23 protein-coding genes are annotated in these 21655 nt (G+C 51.2%); 19 read left to right on the forward strand and 4 right to left on the reverse strand.

Annotated elements, in window-relative coordinates; genetic code table 11:
- Positions 1–155: 155 nt before the first annotated feature.
- Entirely contained in the window at positions 156–1094 is a 939-nt protein-coding gene (locus tag DVH26_RS13750) for a metallophosphoesterase family protein (protein WP_239634250.1), read from the forward strand.
- Positions 1095–1747: 653 nt separating this feature from the next.
- Here DVH26_RS13750 and DVH26_RS13755 read toward each other — a convergent pair.
- Together DVH26_RS13755 and DVH26_RS13760 are read right to left on the reverse strand one after the other, a co-directional pair.
- Positions 1748–3016, reverse strand: coding sequence for a glucuronate isomerase (locus tag DVH26_RS13755; protein WP_239634251.1), 1269 nt, complete (start codon positions 3014–3016; stop codon positions 1748–1750).
- 383 nt (positions 3017–3399) lie between these two features.
- Entirely contained in the window at positions 3400–3606 is a 207-nt protein-coding gene (locus tag DVH26_RS13760) for a DUF1657 domain-containing protein (RefSeq protein WP_239634252.1), read from the reverse strand.
- Between the two features lie 177 nt (positions 3607–3783).
- On the opposite strand from DVH26_RS13760, the gene DVH26_RS13765 reads away from it, so the two are divergent.
- From DVH26_RS13765 to DVH26_RS13810, 10 genes are all read left to right on the forward strand, one after another.
- Positions 3784–4641, forward strand: a complete 858-nt coding sequence (locus DVH26_RS13765; RefSeq protein WP_239634253.1) for a DUF421 domain-containing protein — start codon at positions 3784–3786, stop codon at positions 4639–4641.
- Positions 4642–4658: 17 nt separating this feature from the next.
- Positions 4659–5138: a stage V sporulation protein AC gene (gene spoVAC / locus DVH26_RS13770; RefSeq protein WP_239634254.1), complete on the forward strand. Its 480-nt coding sequence runs from the start codon at positions 4659–4661 to the stop codon at positions 5136–5138.
- Positions 5139–5144: 6 nt separating this feature from the next.
- On the forward strand, positions 5145–6158 hold the full coding sequence (gene spoVAD, locus DVH26_RS13775) for a stage V sporulation protein AD (protein ID WP_239634255.1): 1014 nt from the start codon (positions 5145–5147) through the stop codon (positions 6156–6158).
- Positions 6159–6167: 9 nt separating this feature from the next.
- Positions 6168–6518: a stage V sporulation protein AE gene (spoVAE, locus tag DVH26_RS13780; RefSeq protein WP_239635360.1), complete on the forward strand. Its 351-nt coding sequence runs from the start codon at positions 6168–6170 to the stop codon at positions 6516–6518.
- Positions 6519–6822: 304 nt separating this feature from the next.
- Positions 6823–7782 carry an AAA family ATPase gene (locus DVH26_RS13785; protein WP_239634256.1) on the forward strand — a complete coding sequence of 320 codons (960 nt, stop codon included), beginning with the start codon at positions 6823–6825 and terminating at the stop codon, positions 7780–7782.
- Positions 7783–7784: 2 nt separating this feature from the next.
- Positions 7785–9032, forward strand: a complete 1248-nt coding sequence (locus tag DVH26_RS13790) for a DUF58 domain-containing protein (protein WP_239634257.1) — start codon at positions 7785–7787, stop codon at positions 9030–9032.
- The gene (locus DVH26_RS13795; protein WP_239634258.1) at positions 9029–11254 is read left to right on the forward strand and encodes a transglutaminase TgpA family protein; all 2226 of its coding nucleotides are present in this window, start codon (positions 9029–9031) and stop codon (positions 11252–11254) included. The genes DVH26_RS13790 and DVH26_RS13795 overlap by 4 nt, the downstream gene beginning before the upstream one ends.
- Positions 11255–11416: 162 nt before the next feature.
- Entirely contained in the window at positions 11417–12277 is an 861-nt protein-coding gene (locus tag DVH26_RS13800) for a DUF421 domain-containing protein (RefSeq protein ID WP_239634259.1), read from the forward strand.
- 125 nt (positions 12278–12402) lie between these two features.
- Positions 12403–12996: a YitT family protein gene (locus tag DVH26_RS13805; RefSeq protein ID WP_345774054.1), complete on the forward strand. Its 594-nt coding sequence runs from the start codon at positions 12403–12405 to the stop codon at positions 12994–12996.
- Positions 12997–13098: 102 nt separating this feature from the next.
- Positions 13099–14076 carry a patatin-like phospholipase family protein gene (locus DVH26_RS13810; RefSeq protein ID WP_239634260.1) on the forward strand — a complete coding sequence of 326 codons (978 nt, stop codon included), beginning with the start codon at positions 13099–13101 and terminating at the stop codon, positions 14074–14076.
- Between the two features lie 33 nt (positions 14077–14109).
- Here the strand turns inward: DVH26_RS13810 and DVH26_RS13815 are convergent, their stop codons facing one another.
- On the reverse strand, positions 14110–14379 hold the full coding sequence (locus tag DVH26_RS13815; protein ID WP_239634261.1) for a hypothetical protein: 270 nt from the start codon (positions 14377–14379) through the stop codon (positions 14110–14112).
- A 24-nt stretch (positions 14380–14403) separates the two neighbouring features.
- Complete coding sequence (locus tag DVH26_RS13820) at positions 14404–15282, reverse strand: DUF1385 domain-containing protein (protein ID WP_379460459.1); 879 nt, start codon at positions 15280–15282, stop codon at positions 14404–14406.
- Between the two features lie 285 nt (positions 15283–15567).
- Here DVH26_RS13820 and DVH26_RS13825 point away from each other — a divergent pair, with 285 nt between their 5' ends.
- The 8 genes from DVH26_RS13825 (at position 15568) to DVH26_RS13860 (ending at position 21643) form a co-directional block, all read left to right on the forward strand.
- On the forward strand, positions 15568–16077 hold the full coding sequence (locus DVH26_RS13825) for a YqhR family membrane protein (RefSeq protein WP_239634263.1): 510 nt from the start codon (positions 15568–15570) through the stop codon (positions 16075–16077).
- Positions 16078–16188: 111 nt separating this feature from the next.
- The gene (gene aroQ / locus DVH26_RS13830) at positions 16189–16635 is read left to right on the forward strand and encodes a type II 3-dehydroquinate dehydratase (protein WP_239634264.1); all 447 of its coding nucleotides are present in this window, start codon (positions 16189–16191) and stop codon (positions 16633–16635) included.
- A 2-nt stretch (positions 16636–16637) separates the two neighbouring features.
- Positions 16638–17711 (forward strand): M24 family metallopeptidase, encoded by a 1074-nt coding sequence (locus tag DVH26_RS13835; RefSeq protein ID WP_239634265.1) that lies wholly within the window; start codon positions 16638–16640, stop codon positions 17709–17711.
- Positions 17712–17792: 81 nt separating this feature from the next.
- A complete protein-coding gene (gene efp, locus DVH26_RS13840) occupies positions 17793–18350 on the forward strand; it encodes an elongation factor P (RefSeq protein WP_239634266.1) in 558 nt (185 codons plus the stop codon).
- A 170-nt stretch (positions 18351–18520) separates the two neighbouring features.
- A complete protein-coding gene (locus tag DVH26_RS13845; protein ID WP_239634267.1) occupies positions 18521–19147 on the forward strand; it encodes a histidine phosphatase family protein in 627 nt (208 codons plus the stop codon).
- A gap of 86 nt (positions 19148–19233) precedes the next feature.
- Positions 19234–19695 carry a VanZ family protein gene (locus DVH26_RS13850; protein ID WP_239634268.1) on the forward strand — a complete coding sequence of 154 codons (462 nt, stop codon included), beginning with the start codon at positions 19234–19236 and terminating at the stop codon, positions 19693–19695.
- A gap of 28 nt (positions 19696–19723) precedes the next feature.
- The gene (locus tag DVH26_RS13855) at positions 19724–20299 is read left to right on the forward strand and encodes a histidine phosphatase family protein (RefSeq protein ID WP_239634269.1); all 576 of its coding nucleotides are present in this window, start codon (positions 19724–19726) and stop codon (positions 20297–20299) included.
- An 87-nt stretch (positions 20300–20386) separates the two neighbouring features.
- Positions 20387–21643, forward strand: a complete 1257-nt coding sequence (locus DVH26_RS13860) for an aspartate kinase (protein ID WP_239634270.1) — start codon at positions 20387–20389, stop codon at positions 21641–21643.
- Positions 21644–21655: the final 12 nt, after the last annotated feature.

Genomic DNA, 21655 nt, shown 5'->3' on the forward strand with positions numbered 1-21655 from the left:
AGAAACACAGAAAGTAACGATTGACAGAATAAGCGCCTAGGCATAAAATAAACAAAAAACAACAACAAACATCAATAATCAACATCGAGTAAGGTAAAGGAAACCTTCCTTTTTTATGGACTCATGAAGGTAATTTAATGAGGGGGACGATGACAGTGAAGCAACATTTGACATTCCGTGAAGACGGTACTTTTACCATTGTGCAATTTACCGATGTGCATATGAAAGCGGGAGGAGAAGCCGATGATCGGACGCTGGCTCTTATGAGCGCCGTACTGGAGCAAGAAAAGCCCGATCTTGTTGTCTTTACGGGCGATGTTATCGAAGCGAACCGGTGCGACGATCCGCTGCATCGGTTTCATTTGGCCGCTTCCGTTGTCGAAACCAGCGGGACTCCTTGGGCTGTTGTATTCGGCAATCACGATACGGAAGCGAAGATTACGAGACGTCAGCTGATGGACCAAGCCTGCAGTTATTCGCATTGCCTCGCGGAGCCGGGTCTTGAGGCGCTGAACGGTGAGGGGAATTACGTGCTTTCCGTGAAGGATAGCAGCGGCCGGCCATCGACGGCGTTGTACTTTTTCGACTCCGGAAGCGTGTCGACGATACCTCATGTGAAAGGGTACGGCTGGATTCAAAGAGATCAAATTGCATGGTACGAGGAGCAATCCCTCGGATTAACGGCAAGCAACGGCGGTGTGCCGCTGCCAGCCTTGGCATTCTTTCATATCCCGCTGCCGGAATACGCCGAGGTATGGAATCGCGAAGTATGCTACGGGAATCAGTTCGAAAAGGTGTGCTGCCCGATGCTTAACACCGGCTTATTCGCTTCCATGGTCGAAATGGGTGATGTGATGGGCACGTTCGCCGGGCACGACCATGCCAACGACTACTGGGGAGCCCTGCACGGGATTCGTCTATGCTACGGAAGAGCGACCGGCTACAATACGTACGGACGCGAAGGCTTCCCTCGCGGGGCGAGAATGATCCGCTTGCGTTCCGGCGAGCGGCAATTCGATACGTGGCTCCGGCTCGATGACGGATCGCTAGTGCTGAACCAGCAGGAGCATCAGCCCGAAACGGTTGCGAAATAATCATTTCTGATCATTGATTTTGGCAGTTGCAGTTATAATGTGAATCATATATAAGAATGGTAAGCTTTACCTGAAAATCGCCCGGCTATCGATAACCTGAGTGCGACGGCTTATATCCCTGCAGATTTTCCGAATTTATGGGTATCTCGACCAGCTTGGCACCTTTTACAGTCGTCCCATTATCATTCGGGCTTTCCAGTTTACTGGCATAGCCTATTATTTTTTGTTGTTTAGGAATACTAGAACGGGCCTCTGACGAGGATTGTAAAATTGCTTGCGGACCGTAGATCCGTTATTTTACCAAAAACGGTACTTTTTATATAGTGATCGGACCGTAGATCCGTTATTTCATCAAAATCAGCTATTTTCTCATGAAAAATTAGCAAATAGCGGATCCTATGTCCGATCGCCTTTTAACAGATGCGTAAATTTAAGGAATAGCGGATTCGGTGTCCGATAGGCTGGCTGCTCTCAAGTTGGTGGGCAGCCGCCGTTGTTTTCAGAAAATGCATTTTAGCGCGTAATTTTCTGAAAACAAAGCCGGACGCTTGAGATAGGAAAACTGCATCATAAGCAGCAGTCCCCCTTGGCATTTCAACCCGCTTTCTTCAAAAACAAAGGCGACCTTTATGATAAGGTCGCCTTCTTCTTGATTATCGGGTTACCGCAGGATCAGGTTTACCAAGGAACTTCCAGAACGTGCCGCCGAGCAGGTCTTCCACGTCACGGCGGATTTCTTCTTCCTCCAGACGCCAGCCGGCATCCAGCAAGTCGCTGTATTTATCGCACAGCACCTTCGCAATAATGCCTCGGGAATGATCCCATTTATACAGCAATTGATCGAGGATGCGGCAATCGGAATGCTGCGGAATGATGCTTCCGCCCAGCAGCTCCAGGCGCATGCGTGTAATTTCTTCGATAAGGCTTGGGTTATTCAGGAACCACCAGCAGCCGAATACAAGCAGGTTGCGGTTTTTGCGCGCCGTAACGGCAAGCTCGTGCTGATTTTCCCGTGACAGCATCGTTACGAGGAATTTTACGTCCTGGTATTTGCTGACGATGCGCTCAACGGCTCCGATATCGCTCTTGCCAAGGCTGTCGCCTGCATCCTTAAGTGACGGATTGACTTTGCGCTTGACACCGATCATCATGGCGAACGGAATACCTGCTTCGCGGGCTACCGGTACGATACATTCGTCGATAATTTTGACGCGCACGGAATCTTCCGGATAAGCAAAATCGTTAGGCAGGGAAACGGCCATATAAAGCGGGTTCATGCGGCCGATCCAATCCTTCAGAAAACGGCGGATTTCCGCCAGCGTTTCGCCGGACAAATCCTGCTTCACCTCATAGCCTTGCTCTACCAGCTTGCTCCAGCTTGTATCCCACAAGTTCAGCAGCGGATCGATGCGCAGCGCAGCAAGGAAACGGGAGTCGGTGCTGCCTCCTTCGGCCCATTTGGAACGCTCGTAAGCATCGAACGGATCGTTGGTCATCACGACCGTCTTGACTTTGGCCAGCTCAAGAATGCGATCGATGTAGTCCGAAGCGCTGACCGAACGGAAATATTCGCGGTATGAATTCAGGTCGCGGCTCGACAGATCGAAACCAAGGCGGTTCAAAACCGTAACGACACCGCGGCAAGCCTCGCTGTATGGAGAGTGTTCGATGAACAGCGTTTGCCAGATCAGATCGGCCTGCTCCTGCTTGCTCATAGCCCAGAACGATTCATAGGACAGGTCGCTGCGGAAACGGAATGTTTCGGCAATGAGATAATGGTACGTAAGCAGCTCATCTACACCCCACAAAAGCAAGTCGCCGAACGATTCGGCAAATAAGTGCGTATGTATGTCGGTGACTTGAGTGTTTTTCACTGTTTCTTGTACGAAGGATAAGAGCTGCTCTTTACTTTGAATCGCCATGAATGAGGTAGCCTCCCGCAAAATAAGTTTATGTTAACGTGAACAATGATCTTATTATATCATTATTTTCGAAATAGGCATATACACATTCCAAGTGTTTTCGCCCGGCATACTTTATTAGGAGCTTTAAGGAAGTAAAATGTGTTTGTGGATTGGAGCCGACATGTATGAATAATAAAACGCCCCTCGTGATCATTCTCGTGCTCTTCATCTTGCTGGTCCTGCTGCTTATTGCCTTTTTGTAGACGCTTATGGATAAACGGTCTTGTGCCTTAGGAGCACAAGGCTGTTTTTATGAAAGTTGCGGTTTTCTGCGGCAATAAAAAGCCTTGCACATCACGCGAGGATATGCAAGGCTGGGGCTTCTAAAGCTCATTAGAAAATTAGAAGCCCTTGTATTGAGGCTCTTCATTTTCCAGCTGTTGTACGCGGCCGCTAATTTGATCCACAACGGATTGGGTCGTCTTAGCCGCTTGCTCAAACACTTGCTTTGCCTCTTGATTTTGCGTGCTTAGAGCAAAGGTTTCCAAGCTTGCTTGAGCGCTTTTCAACGAAGCAAGCGTTGTTTTTACGTTAGATGCAACTGTCATTGTTTTCACCTCCCTTACAAGTCCTATACTAATGTGTGCAGGGTCAAAACATATGATTACTGGAATAAGTTGGGGGCCAGCTGGAAAAAAGTGAACGGCTCGACCTTTTATAACGATCCCGCCAGTGGTAAATAATTTACTTGTGAAACATTTCGTTATCGGAAAGGAGAGGACGGAATGGACTGGCCTCATATAGTGCTCCGATCGCTCAGCGCTATCGCGATGCTCTATATATTGACGAGAATTTTAGGAAAAAAGCAAATTTCCCAGCTTACTTTTTTCGAGTATATTACCGGGATTACGCTGGGCGAGCTTGCAGGCTTCATTTCCACCGACGTTGAGGCTCATTACGCTCACGGCATCGCCGCGTTGCTTACCTGGTTTCTGGTGCCATTGACCATTGAACTGATTACATTAAAAAGCATTAAGCTTAGGCATCTGTTAGAGGGTAAAGGAACCGTTATGATTCAGGAAGGCAAGGTAATGGGAAAAAACCTGAAGAAGGAGCGGTACACCATTAACGAGCTGCTCGAGCAGCTGCGTACAAAAAATGTGTTCAACGTGGCCGATGTGGAATTTGCCGTTCTGGAGCCGAGCGGGGATTTAAGCGTGCTGCTGAAAAAAGAAAATCAGCCTCTCACAGCCAAGGACATCGGGCTTCAGGTCCGGCACGAGAAGGAGCCGCAAGCCGTTATTCTAGACGGTCGTATTATGAATGAATCGCTGGCGATCGCTGGCTTCAGCCGCGAATGGTTACATACCGAATTGGAGAAACTAGGGGTTACTTCCGACAATGTATTTTTAGGGCAGGTCGATTCATACGGTTCTTTATATGTCGATTTGTATGACGATAAGCTGCAGGTGCCGCAAAATAACGAGAGACAGCTGCTGATGGCGAATTTGAAAAAATGCGAGGCCGATCTGGTCTTGTACAGCCTGTCCACCGAGAGTAAAGAGGCCAGAGTCATGTACGAGAACGCCGCCGCCCAAATTCGGTCGGAAATAGAGAAGCTCGCACCAATGTTGAAAAGTTAACGGAAGGGATGGTCTCGATGGCTACAAAGGCAAAGCAAAAGCAAAAACTCACTTGGACACAGCAGGAATATCAAGCTTTGGCCAAAGCAAAGGAACCGCCAAGACCGGTTTTTAAAAATTGCGTTCGCGCATTTCTAGTCGGCGGGTTGATCTGTGTCATCGGACAAGCCTTTAGCGAGATGTTCATTCGCTATTTCGGATTTACGGAACGGACTGCGGGCAATCCTACCGTGGCCGTAATGATTTTTATTTCCGTCGTCCTTACCTGCTTTGGGGTGTACGACAAAATCGCGCAGTGGGCCGGTGCCGGCTCGGCCGTGCCTGTAACAGGATTTGCCAACTCGATGTGTTCTGCCGCCCTGGAGCACAAAAGCGAGGGCATTGTCCTCGGGGTAGGAGCCAATATGTTCAAGCTGGCGGGCTCCGTCATTGTATTCGGGACTGTCGCCGCTTTTGTCATCGGGATTATTCATCTTATCTTTGGGATGGGGAGGTAATCTGGCATGCTGCAGGGACATCAAAGCTGGATTTTTCGCGAAAAGCCGGTGATTCAGTCTACGGCGACCGTCGTAGGGCCGGATGAAAGCGAAGGGCCGCTGGTCAACGACTTTGATATTGTGCACGGTGATCTGACGCTGGGACAAGACAGCTGGGAGAAGGCGGAGCGGGCATTGATGGAGGAAGCGGGCAAGCTGGCGGTGGAGAATGCGGGCTTGACCAAAGAGCAAGTGCAGTTCTATGTCGGCGGCGACTTGATGAATCAAATCATAAGCAACACCTTCGCGGCAAGAACCTGGTCTATTCCTTACATCGGCATCTTCGGCGCCTGCTCGACGTCCATGGAAGGGCTCGCCCTGGCCTCGCTGATCATCGATTCCGGCTCCGCCAAATATGCGATGACCGGTACTTGCAGCCATAACTGCACCTCGGAGAAGCAGTTCCGCTATCCGACCGAATACGGCTCGCAGAAGCCGCCGACGGCCCAATATACCGTAACCGGAGCAGGAGCGGCCGTGCTGGCCCGCAAAGGGGACGGTCCCGTTGTTACCGGGGCGACGATAGGCAAAGTGACGGATATGGGGATCAAGGATCCTTTCAACATGGGAGCCGCCATGGCTCCGGCTGCCGTGGATACGATTCAAGCCCACTTCCGCGATTTCAAGCGGGAGCCCGGATATTACGATCTGATCGTCACCGGTGACTTAGCTAAGGTGGGATACGATATTGCCTGCGAGCTGTTCGAAAAGCATAAGGTGCCAATGAACCAAACGACCTATAAGGATTGCGGCATGATGGTCTATGATATTGAAAACCAAGCGGTCATGGCCGGAGGAAGCGGCTGCGGGTGCTCCGCCGTCGTGACGTACGGGCATATTATGAAAAAGCTTCGCAAAGGCGAGCTGAAGCGGGTGTTGGTTGTAGCGACCGGTGCGCTGCTGTCCCCGCTATCGTTTCAGCAGGGAGAGAATATCCCTTGTATCGCTCATGCCGTAGCAATAGAAAGCGGGGCGCAGTAAATTATGTTCATGCAGTTTGTATGGGCTTTTGTCATTGGAGGAGCTATTTGCGTCATTGGTCAGCTGCTGATGGACGTTGCGAAGCTGACGCCGGCTCACACGATGAGCACGCTCGTCGTAGCGGGTGCGGTGCTGGACGGAGTCGGTTTGTACGAGCCGTTCATCGATTTCGCTGGGGCTGGGGCTACGGTCCCGATTACGAGCTTCGGCAATTCGCTTGTTCATGGGGCGATGGCAGAGCTGAAGCAGAACGGAGCGATAGGGATCATTACGGGTATTTTCGAAGTGACGAGCGCCGGTATATCCGCCGCGATTATTTTCTCTTTCCTGGCTGCGCTGGTGTGCAGACCGAGAGGTTAAATTTGAAAAAATAAGCAACTTATCCAGGGTTACATGCGTAATAATAGTAAGAGCGCTCGCTTGACGCTTCAAGGATTTTTCCTTGGGGCGTTTTCTTTATTTCGGATGCTTGAAAGTGGTTCTGAAAGGAAGCAGGAGCGCGGAATGGAGGGACAAGCTGGCGAAAAGGTGCCAAAATGTGTAATTATACAAACAATTTTAGCATTATTGCATGTATACGGCTTTTTTTGAATCTTGTAAAATAGAATTAGGGCTTTTGCCGTATATCTAATTTCACCCACATATCATAAGGAGGATCAGGATCATGGAGCCTATCGTAAAAGAAGATATACAAATTGTTAAGCGCATACAAGCAAATTTGGAATCTTGCATCCTCGGCAAATCGGAAGAGATTATGCTGTTGCTGACAGCCATGCTGGCGGGAGGACACGTTCTGCTGGAAGATGTTCCCGGAACCGGGAAAACCGTATTGATCAAGTCATTGGCCAAGTCGATTCGAGGACAGTTTCGCCGGATCCAGTGTAATCCTGATTTACTCCCTACGGATATTACGGGAGTTTCCATATATCATCCCAAGGACGAAGTATTTATTTTCCGTCCAGGCCCTATTATGACACATATATTGCTTGCCGACGAGATTAACCGCGCTACGACCAAAACGCAATCCGCTCTGCTCGAAGCGATGGAAGAACGCCATATTACGGTGGACGGGGAGACGCATGAGCTTCCGCATCCATTCCTGCTGCTGGCGACGCAAAATCCGATCGATTTTGAAGGCACCTACATGCTTCCCGAGGCTCAGCTTGACCGTTTCATGATGAAATTCAGTCTTGGCTACCCGGATGAAGCGACCGAGACCAAGATGATCCTCTCCCAAAGCGTCGTGCATCCGATCGAGCTGCTGCAGCCTGTGGCGGATGTGGAGCAAATCGGCGCCATCCAGCAGCGGGTCAAGCAAGTGCATATGGACGATGCGGTGGCAGGGTATCTCGTTGCCATCACCCGCTTGACCCGCGAGCATCCGGCGATTTTCCTCGGAGCAAGTCCGCGCGCTACGCTGGCGCTTGTTCAGGCGGCCAAAGCTTACGCGCTGATCCAGGAGAGGGATTACGTCATCCCGGATGACATAAAGGTTCTTGCGCCGTTCGTCCTGGGCCACCGCATTCTGCTTCATGCTGAAGCGAGAATGGACGGGGCTACGGTACAGTCCGTGCTGCAATCGGTGTTCCAGCAGGTTAGAGTGCCTATCCGATTGGAGAAATGACTATGATGAGGGAAACTTTCGTGCAGAAATGGACCGAACGACAGCGGGCAAGCAAGCAATTTTGGGCTGTTCTGGCGAGCTTCCTCGGGAGTTTGTGCTTCCTCCTGTTTCAAGGCGGCAAGCTGGCATTGATGCTTTTTGTCATTATGAGCATTTTAAGTATATATTTGCTGCTCGGCCAATGGAGCGGCATCAAGCGCACCCAAGGGGCGCGTACGCTATATAATGTTGATCACGGCGGCACTTTGGAGGCCGGGAGCTCCCTAGGCATAGCGATTCAGCTGCAAATACCGGGCTTTTGGCCCATGCCCTATATTTTCGTGAAAGACCGGCTGTATCATAAGAACGGAAGCGAGCTCGTCTTCGAAGCGACTATCGTTCCCGATTGGCGCCGGAGAGGGGAGTGGGAGTACCGGACACCCGCTCTGAGAAGAGGCTCGTATTCGTTTGGTACGACCGAATGCGTGACGGAGGATATATTCGGCTTGTTCGAGCATAGCGGCTCGCTGGATTTGCCGCACAGCATTGTCGTTCTGCCGCAAACGATTCAAATCCGGGAGTGGCAGCAGTTCCATCAGATGATGAAAGGTACGAACCATCACTCGACCACGACGCGGGCGGTCCGTGAGACCACCCAAATCAACGGGGTTCGCGAATATATTTACGGCGACAGGCTATCCCGGATTCATTGGAACGCTACGGCGAAGACGGGAACGTGGAAGTCGAAGGAATTCGAGCGGGAATCGCTTCCCAAAACGTATCTTGTGCTTGACCGGGAGCGGAAGGCTTACCCCGATCCGGAGCTGTTCGAGCTGGCGGTATCCGTAGCCGCTTCGTTGTTTCAGTACGGTCACAGCCGGGCGCTTGCGCTCGGATTGCTGTCCACCGGTGCCGATGACACCTATTTCGAGCCGAAGCTTGGCCAAAACCAGCAAAAGACGGTTCAGCAGCATTTTATCCAGGTAGAGCCTGACGGTGCATATTCGCTGCGGCAGGTGCTCCGCGAGAAGGTGCAGACTTTGGTTCCCGGCAGCTTTATCGCCATCATTTCTCCGATTCATGGCGAGCCGATGCTGCAAATTATTAGCTGGCTGAAGCAGCTGCAGCTGAACCCTTGCCACCTGTGGCTTTGCACGGACACGGACGCCAAGGAGCGCTGGATCAAGCAGCTGCGTTCCTCCGGCGTTACCGGCTACGCGATATCGTCCCTGCATGAGCTGCCTGTCGTGTTGGGAGGTCGAAGCGGATGAGTACAGCCATTTCTACGGTACGGCGGGTGTTTTTGAGCAATTGGCCGCACCGCTTGAGCGTATTGCTGGTCGGTCTGTTCCTGCTTCAATTCGTGCTATGGTTTACGAAGGAAGATCATTTGTGGCTTCCGGAGACGGTTTTGATCGTTGAGCTTTGTTTGCTTGCCACTTTTATCGTAGAGCATTTTCCAAGAGTTCATTGGCTTGCAAGATGCTTGCTCCAGCTGCTGCTGGTGGTTGTCATCAACGTGCAGGTGCTTGAGCATTTCGAGGCTATCGAGGAGATGGAGCTGAAGAGCTTCTTCTCATCCCAATTGTTTCTGAACTTATATCAATTAACGCCTTACCTGTGGTTCGGCCTGGCTGCATGGGCCGCATATTTAACCGTCATTTGGTGGGTTGAAGTCAAATGGCGCGTCTATGTGCTAATGATTGTCAGCGTAATCGCCATGTGCGTACGGGATTCCTTTTCCAGCATTTATTTGTGGCCGCAAGTGGCCATGGCGGTCTGCTGCGGTTTGTTTCTGCTCATCCTGAGCCATTTTCAGCAGCTGCGCAAAAACGATCCGACGGCCTGGAGCTATATGGCCGACTACCCGGCATCCATTGCCGTGCCGGTCATCTCCTTGATCAGCCTCACGGTGCTGGTCGGCTCGTTCATGCCGGAGGTAGGTCCTCTTGTAACGGACCCGTATACCGCCTGGAGAACGTACCGTGGTGAAGCCGTAAATTTCACAACGGGCAAAGGCGTCGAGGTTGCGACGGCCGCCGGCGATACGTCGTCCGGTTACAGCCGCAGCGACGCGGCGCTAGGCAGCGGATTTCAGTTCGATTTCACACCGGTCATGACGGTGGATACGTCCCACCGCAGCTATTGGAGGGGCGAAACCCGCGCCCTTTATACCGGTAGAGGGTGGGACAGCTCGGAATCCGACCGGAGAGCGTCGCTATCCAGCGTAAGGCCGGATACGGTTCTGGCTGAGGACCCGCGCAGCGCCGGAAGCAAAATGAAGACCATCGAAGTGAAGCAGACGGTCAACATTTTGTCCGAAGATAAGTATCCCGTATTGTTCGGAGCTTACGATATCGAGAAAATTGTCGATATTAACGGCGAACGCGCCGGATTCGAGCCGCTGCGGTGGGCCGCTTCACAGTCGGAGCTGCGTGTAAGCCCGCAGTCCAGTCTGCCTTATCCGAAGGCGTATACGCTCATATCGCAAATGCCTATCATCGATGAAGAAGGGCTGCGGACAGCTCCGGATGCAGTCAGTCGCGGGGACATGAACGAGTTTCTGCAGCTTCCAGAGCAATTGCCGGGCCGGGTTCGCCAGCTGGCGGCCGAGATCACAAAAAGCGCGGCCAATCCTTACGATAAGGCGAAAGCCATCGAGAAATATTTGCGCGAGAATTACCCTTACACGAACAAACCCGATTTAACGAAGGGTCGGAGCCGCGATTTCGTAGACCGGTTCCTGTTTGAAATCAAGGAAGGATACTGCGACTACTATTCGTCCGCAATGGCGGTGTTGTCCAGATCCGTCGGCTTGCCGACGCGATGGGTCAAGGGCTACGCCTCCGGACAATCGGTGACGATGGATGAAATGTTCGGAATGTTCGGCGATCAGGAGCTGGTGGATCCGGATGCGGGCGGCGTTTACACGGTCCGCAACGCCGATGCCCATTCTTGGGTAGAGGTGTATTTCAGCGGCTGGGGATGGGTGCCGTTCGAGCCTACTTCCGGCTTTGCATTGCCTCGTGCCGTACAAGTGGAGGAGCTGTCGCTGGAAACCTCGACCGTTCCTGAAGCAGCACCGGCCGTTCCGGAAGAAACGGGTATGGCGCGTCATGGTCGAACCGCTGCTATCGCTGCTGCGTTAGCTGTGGCTGCCGCGGCAGTAGCATTTGCCGTGTGGAAGCTTCAACTGATCGAGCTGCTTCAGGAGAAGCTGGAGCGCCGCCGCGCTTCGCTGCTGAAGCAGAAGGTCATTATCGAATGCGAGCGATTGCTCCGCATCTGCCGCCGCAACGGCTATACCCGCCACGAGCATGAGACGATGCGCGAGACGGTTCGCAGATGGTCGCAGGAGAGCAAATGGATGAGAGCCGATCTGGAGCACATATTAACGGTGTTCGAGAAGGCCAAGTACAGTAAAGAGGAAATAACCGAAGAAGACTGGCAAAGCACCGCTTCCATTGTGGAAAAGCTGCGTTCCCAGTTTTAAACGGGAAAGAGGTACACGCTATCGCCGTGTATCTCTTTTTTTTCATGGTAATCCTGTATCCTGCGGGTGTGGTAAAAGATGTCGTTCATATAGCCATTTCGTTCTACAAATAATTTAGATAAGAAGGAAGTTCAAGCCTGAGAATGCGGAGGGACCTGAAACATGCCTGATTGGATAGAGGTTGCAATAAGAACCTTGTTGGCTGTTGCCGTTTTATTTATGATGACCAAGCTCCTTGGGAAACGGCAAGTATCCCAGCTGTCGTTATTCGAGTATATCACCGGGATTACCATCGGCAGCTTGGCGGGCTACATATCGCTGGATACGGAAGCGGAGTGGCATCTTGGCGTAGTGGCGTTGCTCGTCTGGGTAGCGGTCTCTCTGTTAATCGAGTTTCTGCAGATCAAGAGCAAGCGGATGAGGGATTTTATTGACGGCACACCCACCATACTCATTAAGGATGGCAAGCTGCTCGAAGATAATTTGAAGAAAGAAAGGCTTACCACGGATGAGCTGTTGGGAGTCTTACGCCAAAAAAACGTGTTTAGGGTCGCCGACGTCGAATTTGCGATCATGGAGCCGAGCGGCGATGTGAATGTGCTTCTTACCCGCGAGAATCAGCCGTTGACGCCTAAGCATCTGGGTGTTAAGGTTGCCCCCGAGCAGGAGACGCAGACGGTCATTATGGACGGCAAAAGGCTGGACGAGCCGCTGGCTACGATCGGACTCAGTCCCGGATGGCTGCATACGGAGCTGGAGAAGATCGGGGTGACGGTCGAGAACGTCTTCTTAGGTCAGGTTGACACCTACGGACAGCTCTATGTCGATTTGTACGACGATATGCTGCAGGTGGCCGCGCCGCAGCAAAAAGCGGCGCTGCTTGCAACTATGAAGAAATGTGAGGCGGATATCGAAATGTTCAGCTTGAGCACCGACAATCCGGAAGCGAAAAGCATGTACGAGCAATGCTCGAAACAGCTCGACGCGGTCATTCAGGAGCTCAAGCCGCTGTTAACTCGCTAGATCAGCCACTCAGATTGGAACTGCCATCTCTTTCGTTAAAGGGGTGGTTTTTTTGCGTAATACTGGAAATTTCTTGGACTTGCAGCATATATATATAGACATGCTGTAGTAGGAGCTGATTCGCCTTGATTCCACTCCCCCGGAAAATAGCTGCGATCCTTATCGGGAGCCTGTTGATTTCCATAGGCATTAATTTTTATTTGATTCCGTTTATCGTCTTGGATGGAGGGGTTATCGGAATCGCTCTTATCATCAGCTATTTGTATGAACTGAAGGTAGGACTCGTGATGATATTGGCGAGTATTCCGATATTTCTGATCGCCTGGTTCCGGTACAGAGCTTTATTTTACAATAGCCTGCACGGCATGCTGGTCTCATCGTTTTTCGTTGATTTATTGGAGCCGTATCAATATCATTTTCTATATTACATTGAGCTGTCACCTATCAGCAGCTCCATAATCGGCGGACTCTTTATCGGGAGCGGTATCGGGATTATGCTTCGGTATGAGACGAGCACGGGCGGAACCGATTTGCTGGCGGTCTTTATCTCAAGATGGATTCGTGTTAATGTAGGCGTCATCATTTTTGTTATCGACGGCATTATCATATCTCTCGGCGGGCTGCTGCTTTCTGCGGAAACGATGGTCTTGTCCCTGCTGACGATAACAGCCGGGGGGCTCGCCACGAGCCTGTTCACCTTGCATACCCGGCATTCTTAGGCCGTGCTTCCCTTAATGGCTGACATAGGTACAAACTCGCCGCGCATACATTCCTATTAAATGCAGCGTTTGGGAGTCTATGAACGGGGAGAAGGGATGCATGTGCAGATTAATGCGGTATTCGAGGGCGGCGGGGTAAAAGGAATCGCGCTGGCCGGTGCGGTGGGCGCGGCGGAGCGGAGAGGCCTGAAGTTTCACCAGGTTGCCGGAACCTCTTCCGGCGCGATCGTGGCCTCTTTGGTGGCGGCAGGCTATAATTCGGAAGAAATGAAACGATTGATCATGGCTACGCCTTTCAGTTCGTTCCTGAAACGGGCTCCGATATTCAATACGAAAATCATCGGGCCGGTCACCCGGCTGTTTCTCAAGAAGGGACTCTATTCGGGAGAGGCGTTGGAGCACTGGATTCACCAGCTGCTGCTGGCCAAAGGAATAAGGACGTTCGGCGACCTCAAATTCAATCAGCTTCGGATTATTGCATCGGATATATCGGACCGCAAATTGCTTGTTCTGCCGGAAGATATCGCCCAATACGGCATCGATCCCAAACAGCTGCTCGTATCCAAGGCCGTTCGGATGAGCACCAGCATCCCTTATTTTTTCGATCCCGTAATTGTACGTAAAGCTGCAAGCAAGAAACTCCCGAAGCAGTCCTTCGCAGATCAATTCGCTTATATCGTGGACGGCGGCCTGCTAAGCAACTTCCCGCTTTGGGTATTTGACCAGGAAAACAGCCCGAATTTCGAAGTGGAGCAAATGGTTCCCACGATCGGGTTCCAGCTGGTAGGGAGAGGTTCCGGACAGCCGAATACCATTGCAGGTCCCGTTTCTATGCTGAAGGCGCTGTTCTCTACAATGATGGATGCGCACGACGAGCGGTATATCGAAGACGCCAACCGGTTCAGAACGATCAAAATTCCAACGCTGGGCGTTAGCGTGACGGATTTTGACATCTCCAACGAGAAGAGCAAGGAGCTGTACGAGGCAGGTTCCTTGGCCGGAGAGCATTTCTTCAATAAATGGAAAATGGCCGATTACAAGCAGGGCTACATGGAGCATGTGCTGCGTAAAAAGAAGTGAAACGCAAAAAAAAAACGGCGAGCAATCGCCGTTTTAATGATATTTGGGAGGCTCGTCAGCATTCCCTTTATTTCCGTCTATAACGCGAAAGGTTGCGTTCCGTGTTCGTTTTTCTTTGGTTCTGCCGCCGCTGCCTTTAGCTGTAAAAGTAGGTTTGCGCCAACGGTTGGGCGGAAATTTGTACAGCAGGAAGATGATGCCGAATACAATGATCGGAATAATCAGCTTCAGCGCAACGGAAGCGACTCCGATCAGCGCTAGCCCCAATATGATATAGGTGGCAATGGAATACCGGTTCTTCATCGCTGCTTCCCCCTTTAATCCATATTATGCTCTTGCTTTATCGTCTAATTCCCTCATACGGTTAAATGAAGCAATCGATACTTCAACTTGCGAATCGTCGGGCTGCTTGGTCGTCAGCATTTGCAGCCAAAGCCCGGGATAACCGAGATAGCGGAGCACGGGAACTTCGCGAAGGCTGTTGGTGAAGCGCAGCACCTCATAGGACACCCCGATAACTACCGGCAATAAAATCAAACGCTGCACGATGCGCTCGATGAAGGAATCATATTGGAAAAAGGAGTAAATGATTACTCCTACAAGAACCGTAAACACGATAAAACTGCTGCCGCAGCGGTAATGGAGCGTGCTGAACTTTTGCACGTTCTCGACGGTCAGCTCAACTCCGGCTTCATACGCGCTGATCACTTTGTGCTCGGCCCCGTGATACTGGAACAGACGCTTGATCATGGGAGTCAAGGAGATGAAATAAATGTAGCCGACAAGCAAGATGATCTTGATCAGGCCTTCCACCAGATTGTGTCCGATCTGATTCTCGAACATATTGGAGAACAACAGCTGCTCAATAGCCGTCGGTACCAGCGTGAAGACGAACTTGCCGAACAGGAAGGACAAGACCCCTACGACCGCTACTCCCAAAATCATGGACAGGCGTCCCGACGCGCTTTCCTTCTTCTCTTCCTTAGGGGTCCCGTCGTCCTCCTCCTCAGCGAAGGCTTCCGCCGAAAAGTTAAGATGCTGCGCTCCTTTGGCGCTTGCTTCTACAATACCCACAATGCCCCGGATAAAAGGGATTTTCTTCAAGGGCCGTACCCAGCCGATTTCGGTCTTGGGCACTTCGAGAAAATCGATGGAATTATCTTTACGGCGAACGGCCGTTACGTTAGTAGTCTGGCCTCCGAACATGACTCCTTCGATTACGGCTTGACCGCCGTAAATAGCGCATGGCTTATCATTTTGCGACAACGATTGCACCTTCTTTTGCTAAGATGAGAAACGCGTCTTACCGACGCATTTCAGATAATGTGAGATGTTATATATCGGGTTCACCTATTATTGTATCGGATTCAAAGGGAGAATGCTACCGTTTAGGGTACAAATATTTGTATATACTAACGGTATTCAGCGCAAATGTTCGTACGTTTGCCACGGGTATTGTGCCGTAATATAACGAATGAGGAGGAGTCCGCAATGCAAGCCGAACATAACAAAAAGCCCCGCACGAATCGATGGAATTTTTCCTTATATATCGGCTTTTATGCCGGGGTCATATGGGGAGCTGTGAAAATGCTGGAGCATTATTTGCATTTTACGTCCCTGCCGCCCGGATTTTTGGTGGAGCCCTTCTTTCTCAAGTCGTTCTTGCTCAGCGCTCAAGGCTATATCGTAGGCTGGATTTTCTTTATTCTCTTCTCGATTCTGGCTGCGCTGCTGTATGTCGCGATGCTGCCTAAGGCCATCGGCCCATGGCCCGGGATTGCTTATGGAGCCGCCTGGTGGGCGCTCATATTCCTGCTGGTCGGACCGATTACGGGAATGATGAACTGGATCGCGTATCTTGATTGGAACACGATCATTACCGATTGCTGCCTGTTTCTGGTGTGGGGATTGTTTATCGGCTACAGCATCTCGATGGAATTTAACGACGAGAGCAAGCGGGAGCCATTCCCCAATGCAAGGAGGAGGCCTCAGCCGGAATAGGCGGATTGGGCGAATTGATGCAAAAAACAGTTCTCAAACGGAAGAAAGTTATGGTAAAATAGTCGGGTGTGAATTTAGCCTATGCAAAGAAACACCGATGGAGGGACCGGTTTGAAAAAAATATTGGTTTTAAACGGTCCGAATTTGAACATGCTGGGTGTGCGTGAGCCCGGCGTATACGGCACTTTATCGCTGCAGGCTATTGAACAGCGTTTGCGTAAGCTGGCTGACGAGCTGTCCGTGGATTTGGAATGCTTCCAGTCCAATCATGAGGGAGCGCTGATCGACAAGATTCATGAAGCCTACTCGGCGGTTGACGGCATTATCATGAATCCGGGTGCTTTCACCCATTACAGCTACGCCATTCGCGATGCTATCAGCACCGTTCAGATTCCGACTATTGAAGTGCATATATCAAACATTCATAAAAGGGAAGCGTTTCGTCACGTGTCGGTAATCGCCCCTGTCGCTCTCGGGCAAATCGCAGGACTCGGCGCGGAAGGCTACGAGCTGGGTTTGCGTGCCATAGTAAGCCATCTCAATAGTTTGGAGGGATGACCATGCAGCAAGCGAGATTGGAACGTCTTCGCACAGTTATGCAAGGGCAGCAACTGAAGGCATTGTTGATTACCAATGCGACGAACCGACTGTATATGACGGGCTTTACAGGATCTTCCGGCGTCGTTCTCGTTACGGAAGGCAAGGCGTATCTTTTGACCGACTTCCGCTATATGACGCAAGCGCCTGCGCAAGCGATCGGCTATGAGGTTGTGGAGCACGCTCCTAATCCAATGGAAACCGTTAAGGATTTGCTTGTGAAGAACGGCATTACCAAGCTTGGATTCGAGCAAAGCGATATGACCTACGGTGCGTATCAAGCTGCAGCCAAATCGTTGACCGGCATCGAAATGACGGCTACCGAAGGATTGGTCGAGCAGCTTCGGATGATCAAGGATGAGTCCGAAATTGCCGTCATGCAGGAAGCCTGTGACTTGGCTGACCGCACGTTTACTCATATTTTGAACTTTCTGAAGCCCGGAGCCAAGGAATCGGACATTGCGCTTGAAATCGAGATGTTCGTCCGCAAGAACGGCGCGGCTTCGACCTCATTCGAAACGATCGTCGCCTCCGGCGAGCGTTCCGCACTGCCTCACGGTAAAGCCAGCGATAGAATTCTCCAAACCGACGAATTTGTCAAACTGGATTACGGCGCTTATTATAAAAGATACTGCTCCGATATTACCCGTACGGTTGTATTGGGCAAACCGGCGGATAAACACAAAGAGATTTACAACATCGTTCTGGAAGCGCAGCTGGAAGCATTGGACAAGATCCGTCCCGACATGACAGGCAAAGAAGCGGACGGCATCGCCCGAAGCGTCATTGCGCGTTATGGGTATGGAGACCATTTCGGTCACGGTACCGGCCATGGTCTTGGAATGGAAATCCATGAAGCGCCGCGGCTATCCAGGACGGGAGACACGGTTTTAACACCCGGCATGACTGTGACGGTGGAACCGGGCATTTATTTGCCGGGCTTCGGCGGGGTTCGCATCGAAGACGATATCGTCATTACAGAAACCGGAATTAAAATATTGACGCATTCAAGCAAAGACTTGATTGTGCTTGATTAACATTACAACCTGGCGGACGCACGGTCATGGAGGATTAATCCGGCCGGCGGTCTGCTCACATTTTTAGGGAGGTTTATCTCAGTGGTATCAGTAAACGATTTTAAAACAGGCTTGACGATCGAAGTTGAAGGCGATTTGTTCACCGTAATTGACTTTCAACACGTAAAACCGGGCAAAGGCGCTGCATTCGTGCGCTCCAAGCTGAAAAACCTGCGCAACGGCAACACCGTAGAGCGCACATTCCGTGCCGGCGAGAACGTTGGCCGCGCTCATATCGAGAACCGCGAAATGCAATACTTGTACGCTAGCGGCACAGAGCACACGTTCATGGATACAGAAACGTATGACCAGTTCAGCCTGCCGGCTAAACAGCTGGAATGGGAATTGAACTTCCTGAAAGAAAACATGATGATCCACATCATGAGCTACCAAGGCGAAATTTTGGGTATCAACCTGCCTAACAGCATTGAGCTGAAGGTCGTTGAAACCGAGCCTGGCATTAAGGGCAACACGGCTACAGGAGCAACGAAAAGCGCCAAATTGGAAACAGGCTTGAACGTTCAAGTTCCTCTGTTTATCAACGAAGGCGACGTTCTTCTGATCGACTGCCGCGACGGTAAGTACATCTCCCGCGCGTAGTCGTTATCCACAGGTATAACAGACACACCTCCTCCGGGATTCATCTCTCGGCCGGGGGGTGTTTTTTTGTTGAAAAGAAGCTGTAATAGACATGAAAATGTCCGTTTACAAACCGGAAATGTCAGTGATATATTTGGGAAATAAAGTTAAGAAAGGTAAATGTCACAAGGATGATAACGACCCTATACTTAACCCGGCACGGAGAAACGGAATGGAATGTGGAGAAGCGGCTGCAGGGCCATAAAGATTCCTCGCTGACGCCCCGCGGCGTGCTGCAGGCTGCCTGGCTGGGCGAGATGCTGTATCCGGTTTCTTTTCACTGCATTTACTCAAGTTCGAGCGAAAGAGCCAGAAGAACGGCGGAAATCATCCGCGGCAAAAAGACCGCACCGGTCCTAATCTGCGATCAGCTAAGGGAAATTCATATGGGCGACTGGGAAGGAATGACGGGAAGCCGTATCCAAGACCGGGTCCCGGACGAATATTACTCGTTCTGGAACACGCCTCATCTCTACCAACCTACTAATGGGGGAGAGACTTTTTTTGAGCTGTATGATAGAGTGGTTCCGTGGCTCAACGGAAAGCTCTCGGAGCATCAGGGCCAGTGTCTCTTAATCGTCACTCATGCGATAACATTAAAGCTGATCATGGGTTGTTTGCAGAGCCGTCCGCTGAACGAGCTATGGGCGCCTCCCTTGCTGCCTCCCGCCTCGTTGTGCAAGGTCGTCATTGAGGACGGGGATGTAAAGGTGATGCTGTACGGAGACACTTCCCATTTCCGTGAGATCAAAATGTGAGCGGCCGCGTCAGCTGCCGTCAAGCCTATGAAGATTAAACCTAGACGCCACCAGGTTAATAGTAAGAAAAGGTGCTGATTCTGATTTTGAAATCCCTGCTTCGTTCCAAGCTGCTGACCAGAATAGCCTGGGTTATTTTCCTATCGTACGGCGTTTTTATGGTTTATTTGCTGTTTTTCGGGTTTTCCCGATCGTCGCGGACCGAGCGCATGTATAACCTGGTGCCCTTTAAGACGATATGGAGCTATATCGATCATTTCCGTTACTTTAATTTCGATATTTGGATCATTAATTTGTTCGGGAATGTCGCCGCATTTGTCCCTTTCGGTTTTTTGATTCCGTGGCTGTTCCCATTTTATGCCCGCTTGTCCGCTATTGTGAAGCTGTTTGTCGCGGCGCTGCTGGTAGTGGAATCGATGCAATTCATATTTAAAGTAGGCAGCTTCGACATCGACGATATTCTGTTGAATGTACTCGGAGGACTCTTGGGATTTGCGCTCTACGTTGGAATGATCAGATGTAAGACGGGCAGCAGCCGCATACACTGATACAACAACAAGACGCGAGGTGACGCGGATGGAAATCGTTTTTGTTCGACATGGTGAAGGTGAGCACACGTTGTCAATCCCCCACAGCTATCATGTGGCGGATCCCGGTTTGACCGAATTAGGGATGAAGCAGGCGGGAAAGCTGCGAGAGGAGCTGCCGCTCTCGGAGAACGATGCCGTTATCGTAAGTCCGACACGCCGGACTCTTCAGACGGCGCAAATCTGGTGCGAAGGCTCCAATGCCATCCGTTTCGTGCATCCAACGATCGGTCCCCGTCAAAATCCGCTGAGGTACGATTTTACAACCCTGCGCTGTGACGAGACAATGGAGCTGAGACGGATTGCCGAGCTGTACAGCGAGTTTTTAACGCCGGCCGATGTGCCGGATTATATATGGATCCAAGGGATCAATACGGTGCCAGTCCTGCTGTTCGAGAAGTTCGCGGGACAATTCCTGGCTTGGATTCGGCAGCTGGGAAAACATAAGGTGTACATAGTGACTCACGACGGCACGATTGCCTCGTATTTGCAATATTTGAACGGGTCGGGGCAATCCCGTCACCCTGTGCCAGGAGAAGCGGGATGGATCCCTTTGTCGGTATAATCCGACAATTTTCTACTTCTACGTTGGGTCCTCTTATGGTATAATGATACATTGTTATGCAAAAGTTTCGGTAGGGAGTGAACAGCTTTGTCTCTTATTGTGATGAAATTCGGCGGCAGTTCCGTTGGTGACGCGGAGCGGATGAAACGCGTGGCCAATCGTGTAGTAGAGAGACAGCGGGAAGGCAACCGATGCGTTGTTGTCGTTTCTGCGATGGGTGATACAACGGACGACTTGATTGACTTGTCCAAGCAAATATGCACGGTGACGCCTCCTGCACGGGAAATGGATATGCTGCTGACTACCGGGGAGCAGGTTTCGGTAGCGCTGCTTTCTATGGCTGTCCAAAGCCTCGGCCAACCGGCGGTATCGTTCACCGGCTGGCAAGCGGGAATGTACACGGAAGCCGTTCACGGCAAAGCTAGAATTACGGATATTCAGCCTGAGCGCGTATTGAAGGCGCTGGATCAAGGGAACGTAGTTATTGTTGCCGGGTTCCAAGGCATGACGACGGATGGGGAAATCACCACGTTGGGCCGCGGCGGATCCGATACGACAGCCGTTGCTTTGGCAGCTGCCATTCAGGCGGACGTATGTGAAATTTTCACGGACGTTGACGGGATTTATTCGACCGACCCGCGTGTGGTCAAATGCGCGCGCAAGCTTCCTGAAATTACGTACGACGAAATGCTGGAGCTTGCCAATCTGGGTGCGGCCGTACTGCATCCGAGAGCCGTTGAGTATGCCAAAAATTACAATGTGCCGCTGGTCGTGAGATCCAGCTTTAACCATAATGCAGGTACGAATGTGAAGGAGGAAGCAGCGATGGAGCAAGGAATCGTTGTTCGCGGAATTGCAAGCGATAAGAATGTGGCAAGAATCAGTATTCTTGGAGTGGAAGAAAAGCCGGGGCAGCTGGCGAAGGTATTCACCGCTCTGGCGAATGAGCAAATCGATGTTGATATTATCGTGCAAAGCGGCGTGATGAACGGAGCGGCAGACTTCTCCTTCACCGTAGCTTTGACGGATAAGGATAAAGCTCTTGAGGTCATTCAATCGATCCGCTCCGAAGTAGGCTTCCGCGAGGTGTCTTCCCAGGAAAACCTGGTTAAAGTATCCATCGTAGGAGCGGGCATGGTAAGCACTCCAGGCGTCGCTGCCAAGATGTTCGAAGTGATCTCCAACCTTGGTCTTAGCATCAACATGGTCAGCACTTCGGAAATTAAAACCTCCTGCGTGATCGACAACAGCCGTCTGAACGAAGTGATCCAGGCTCTTCATACGGCATACGGCTTGGACACCGATCAGCAAGCCTTTGTCGGCGGTCCTGCCGATAGACGCTAACCGGTAACCGGG

This window comes from Paenibacillus sp. H1-7 (assembly GCF_022354825.1).
GTDB lineage: Bacteria > Bacillota > Bacilli > Paenibacillales > NBRC-103111 > Paenibacillus_S.

Bases quoted from the DNA above. Each gene is read 5' to 3' on its own strand.
- DVH26_RS13755 (WP_239634251.1), bottom strand. From the start codon at position 3,016: ATGGCGATTCAAAGTAAAGAGCAGCTCTTATCCTTCGTACAAGAAACA.
- DVH26_RS13760 (WP_239634252.1), bottom strand. From the start codon at position 3,606: ATGACAGTTGCATCTAACGTAAAAACAACGCTTGCTTCGTTGAAAAGC.
- DVH26_RS13765 (WP_239634253.1), top strand. From the start codon at position 3,784: ATGGACTGGCCTCATATAGTGCTCCGATCGCTCAGCGCTATCGCGATG.
- spoVAC (WP_239634254.1), top strand. From the start codon at position 4,659: ATGGCTACAAAGGCAAAGCAAAAGCAAAAACTCACTTGGACACAGCAG.
- spoVAD (WP_239634255.1), top strand. From the start codon at position 5,145: ATGCTGCAGGGACATCAAAGCTGGATTTTTCGCGAAAAGCCGGTGATT.
- spoVAE (WP_239635360.1), top strand. From the start codon at position 6,168: ATGCAGTTTGTATGGGCTTTTGTCATTGGAGGAGCTATTTGCGTCATT.
- DVH26_RS13785 (WP_239634256.1), top strand. From the start codon at position 6,823: ATGGAGCCTATCGTAAAAGAAGATATACAAATTGTTAAGCGCATACAA.
- DVH26_RS13790 (WP_239634257.1), top strand. From the start codon at position 7,785: ATGATGAGGGAAACTTTCGTGCAGAAATGGACCGAACGACAGCGGGCA.
- DVH26_RS13795 (WP_239634258.1), top strand. From the start codon at position 9,029: ATGAGTACAGCCATTTCTACGGTACGGCGGGTGTTTTTGAGCAATTGG.
- DVH26_RS13800 (WP_239634259.1), top strand. From the start codon at position 11,417: ATGCCTGATTGGATAGAGGTTGCAATAAGAACCTTGTTGGCTGTTGCC.
- DVH26_RS13815 (WP_239634261.1), bottom strand. From the start codon at position 14,379: ATGAAGAACCGGTATTCCATTGCCACCTATATCATATTGGGGCTAGCG.
- DVH26_RS13820 (WP_379460459.1), bottom strand. From the start codon at position 15,282: ATGTTCGGAGGCCAGACTACTAACGTAACGGCCGTTCGCCGTAAAGAT.
- DVH26_RS13825 (WP_239634263.1), top strand. From the start codon at position 15,568: ATGCAAGCCGAACATAACAAAAAGCCCCGCACGAATCGATGGAATTTT.
- DVH26_RS13835 (WP_239634265.1), top strand. From the start codon at position 16,638: ATGCAGCAAGCGAGATTGGAACGTCTTCGCACAGTTATGCAAGGGCAG.
- DVH26_RS13845 (WP_239634267.1), top strand. From the start codon at position 18,521: ATGATAACGACCCTATACTTAACCCGGCACGGAGAAACGGAATGGAAT.
- DVH26_RS13855 (WP_239634269.1), top strand. From the start codon at position 19,724: ATGGAAATCGTTTTTGTTCGACATGGTGAAGGTGAGCACACGTTGTCA.